The 3463-nt window shown below is 68.3% G+C and carries 4 protein-coding genes and 1 riboswitch; of the genes, 1 reads left to right on the top strand and 3 read right to left on the bottom strand.

Going from position 1 to position 3463, the window contains the following annotated elements:
• Nucleotides 1-128 precede the first annotated feature (128 nt).
• The 3 genes from G6021_RS15130 to G6021_RS15120 form a co-directional block, all read right to left on the bottom strand.
• On the bottom strand, nucleotides 129-1133 hold the full coding sequence (locus tag G6021_RS15130; protein WP_182641636.1) for an ABC transporter substrate-binding protein: 1005 nt from the start codon (nucleotides 1131-1133) through the stop codon (nucleotides 129-131).
• A gap of 115 nt (nucleotides 1134-1248) precedes the next feature.
• A riboswitch (cobalamin riboswitch) is annotated at nucleotides 1249-1382 on the bottom strand.
• A 61-nt stretch (nucleotides 1383-1443) separates the two neighbouring features.
• A complete protein-coding gene (locus G6021_RS15125; RefSeq protein WP_179523957.1) occupies nucleotides 1444-1725 on the bottom strand; it encodes an Lrp/AsnC ligand binding domain-containing protein in 282 nt (93 codons plus the stop codon).
• Nucleotides 1726-1759: 34 nt separating this feature from the next.
• Nucleotides 1760-2002 carry a nuclear transport factor 2 family protein gene (locus G6021_RS15120; protein ID WP_182641635.1) on the bottom strand — a complete coding sequence of 81 codons (243 nt, stop codon included), beginning with the start codon at nucleotides 2000-2002 and terminating at the stop codon, nucleotides 1760-1762.
• Nucleotides 2003-2179: 177 nt separating this feature from the next.
• Between G6021_RS15120 and G6021_RS15115 the strand changes: the two genes are divergently transcribed.
• Nucleotides 2180-3463 (top strand): sugar porter family MFS transporter (locus tag G6021_RS15115; RefSeq protein WP_241736600.1); only part of this gene is annotated, 1284 nt, incomplete at its 3' end.

The following is a 3463-nucleotide window of genomic DNA, read 5'->3' as shown; positions in this document are numbered from 1 at the left end:
TGGTCTCGCGGCCCGGGCTGGTGGCGCGGAACGGTGACGGGAGGCGGGACGACGCCGAGGGGCGGCTCGGAGCCGGTGTCGCCGCATCGCCCGCGCCACCGCCACGGTCGTGGACGACCGTCGCCATATCAGCCACCGAAGGCGTCGGGGTGGAGCTCGCGGGCGATCGTCTCCACCGAGGTCGCCATCCGCGAACTCTCGAAGAAGTCGGCCAGGGGGACCACCACGATGCGGTCGTCGCGGATCGCCGGCGTGGTGGCCATGATGGGCTGGTTACGCAGGTACTCGATCCTGTCCTCGGCGCTGGTGGCCCCGTAGTCGAGCACGACGATCGCCTCCGGTCGGCGTTCGCCGAGGATCTCCCACGTGGTCTTGAGGTAGGGCCGGTCGCCCTCGATGAAGATGTTGTCGGCTCCCGCGTACTCGCCGATCAGCTGGCCGATGCCGACGCCGCCGATCGTCATGGGCTCCGCCTCACCGCTGTCGTAGAAGAACGTCGGGGTCCCCGTCACGCCGGCCTCGTCCAGGGTGGCGCGGACCGACTCGATCCGGTCGACGATGCGGTCGGTGAGCTGCTGCGCACCCTCCTCGACGCCGAGGACCCGGCCCAGCTGGGAGAAGTCGGTCTCGAGCATGGAGACGTCCGGGAACCCGTCGCCGCAGTACTCGGAGAACAGGAAGGTGTCGATGCCCGCCGCGTCGAGCGCGTCCCGGCTCCGGCCCTCCTTCTCGTCGAACGCGCTGCGCATGCCGGCCACCACGAGGTCGGGTTCCAGATCGACGATCTGCTCCCAGCTGGGATACTCCTCGGCCAACCCGGGAATCGCCTCGAGTTCCTCGGCGACCTCCGGCAGGACGTCCTCGCGATCGGCATAGCCCCGGCCGACGATCCGATCCCCCGCACCCATCTGGATGAGGGTCTCCGTGACGTGGGCGTTCATCGTGATGATGCGCTCGGGCGGGGCGTCGAACGTGGACTCACGCTCGCAGTTGGTGATGGTCACCGGCTCGGCGAACGCCTCTTTCGAGGCGGCGCTCTCCTGAGCCTCGCCGCGGGAGCAGCCCGCGACGACGACACCCGTGACGAGCAGCGCGGCGAGCGCCGTGGCGGACCTGGACTGGCGACGGAACATGATCAGACCTCGGATCGTGTCGTGTGCCCACGAACACACGAGACCCGCAGGTGGGCGACCGTCGACACCGGCCACCGACCGTGCAGGACTCCGGATCGCAGACCGCGGCGATGGACAGAGTCGCGTACCTCCGGGCAGGTAATCGGGCTCGTCGTCACCGAGGTGACGGCACACCGTTGCGGGTCAGCGCCGGATTCTCACCGGTCTTCCCCTGCGTATCCGGAGATCAGCAAGTCGTGATGACAGTATGCACATCCGCCGCGACCGACGTGGCAGCACCTCCCCGGAACTGTGCGCACCGGGGAGGGGCCTACTCGTCGTACCCCAGGGAGAACGCCGCCTCGAGGTCGTGCTTGGACAGCGCGCGGAACGCGATGTGCGTCTCGGTGTCGACCACACCCGGGACCTTGTTCAGGCGGTCGGAGACGATGTCGGCCACCTCCTCGTTGCGGCGGGCCCGCACGAGCACGATGAGGTCGATGGTGCCCGTCACCGAGTACACCTCGGAGACCCCGTCGATCTCGGCGATCGCCTCGGCGACCTCGGGGATGCGCGCCGTCTCGGCGTGGACGAAGACGATGGCGGTGATCATGGCCTGAAGGGTAGTCCAGTCGCGCGGCCCCGGTTCAGCGCATGTTCTCCGGCGTCCAGTACGCGCGCATCGAACGGATCTTGCCCTGCTCGTCGTGGGTCATGAGGTCCCACACGTTGATGGTGGCCTTGCCCTCGTGGACGGTGCCGTTGCCGACCGGGTCCTCGACCGTGGCGTTCTCGGCGTAGAGGTCCAGAACCGCCTCGAGGTCGCCGGCGACCAGCGCGGCGATGTAGGAGTCGGCGGTGGCACGGATCTGCTCGGGGGAGGCACTCACGGCGGTGGCCCTTTCGGTATGACGACGAGACACCTCGAGCCTAGAACGTGTTCTCGATCAGAGCGTTCGTACGCCGCAATCGATAAAGAATATGTGACTTGCGCCACATTGGTAGCGGGCCTACGCTCCGTTCACCAGACATCAGGACGTCCATCCGGCCCGGGAACGGGGTACGCCATGTCCACACGGAACGTCTCGGCCAGGAGCTCGGACGAGGAGTCCTTCCACACCGGCAGGGTGGTGATCATCTCCCTGGTCGCCGCGCTCGGCGGGTTCCTCTTCGGCTTCGACACCGCCGTCATCAACGGCGCGGTGGACGCCGTCCAGGAGACCTTCGGCATGAACGCCGGTCTCACCGGGTTCGTCGTCTCCTCGGCCCTGCTCGGCTGTATCGCCGGCGCGTATCTCGCGGGCCGCCTCGCCGACTGCTGGGGGCGCACCCGCGTCATGGTCCTGGCCTCGGCGCTGTTCACCGTCAGTGCGATCGGCTCCGGGCTCGCGTTCGGCCCGTGGGACCTCATCCTGTGGCGGGTGGTCGGTGGCCTGGGCGTCGGCGCGGCCTCGGTCATCGCGCCGGCGTACATCGCCGAGGTGGCCCCGCCCTCGATACGCGGCCGCCTCGGGTCACTCCAGCAGCTCGCGATCGTCTCCGGCATCTTCGTGGCCCTGCTCTCCGACGCCTGGCTGGCAGCCGTGGCCGGTGGCGCGATCGAGGAGCTGTGGCTGGGGATCCAGGCCTGGCGCTGGATGTTCCTCACCGAGCTGGTCCCCGCGATCACCTACGGCGTACTGGCGCTCATGATCCCGGAATCCCCCCGCTACCTGCTGGCCAAGGGGCTGGTCGGCGAGGCGAGGGACGTCCTGCGCACCATCCAGTCCAGCGGCGTCGACAACCGGATCAAGGAGATCCGTGCGACGGTCCGCGAGGACAGGAAGCGGTCGTGGCAGGACATGCTCACCCCGAGCGGCAGGAACCTCCTGCCGATCGTGTGGATCGGCATCGTGCTGTCCGTCTTCCAGCAGGCTGTGGGCATCAACGTGATCTTCTACTACTCCACGTCCCTCTGGCAGTCGGTCGGCTTCACCGAGGCGGACGCGCTCACCCAGACCGTCATCACCTCGGTCACGAACATCGTCGTGACGATCGTGGCCATCGCGCTGATCGACAAGATCGGGCGTCGCAGGCTGCTCATGACCGGTTCGGTCGGCATGACCGTCTCGCTCGCGGTGATGGCCCTGATGTTCAGCACCGCCACGATGGGTCCGGGGCCCGACGGCGAACTCGCTCCCCAACTCGGCGACACCCAGGGGCTCGTCGCGCTGATCGCCGCCAACGGTTTCGTCGTGTTCTTCGGGATGTCCTGGGGCCCGGCGGTGTGGGTGCTGCTCGGCGAGATGTTCAACAACCGCATCCGCACGGCGGCTCTCGGCCTGGCCGCGGCCGCCCAGTGGTTGGCGAAC

Source organism: Dietzia sp. CW19 (assembly GCF_014145265.1).
Lineage (GTDB): Bacteria > Actinomycetota > Actinomycetes > Mycobacteriales > Mycobacteriaceae > Dietzia > Dietzia natronolimnaea.
The sequence above is the reverse complement of the archived record's forward strand: the minus strand, read 5'-3'. Positions and strand labels throughout refer to the sequence as shown.

Bases quoted from the DNA above. Each gene is read 5' to 3' on its own strand.
- G6021_RS15130 (WP_182641636.1), bottom strand. From the start codon at position 1,133: ATGTTCCGTCGCCAGTCCAGGTCCGCCACGGCGCTCGCCGCGCTGCTC.
- G6021_RS15125 (WP_179523957.1), bottom strand. From the start codon at position 1,725: ATGATCACCGCCATCGTCTTCGTCCACGCCGAGACGGCGCGCATCCCC.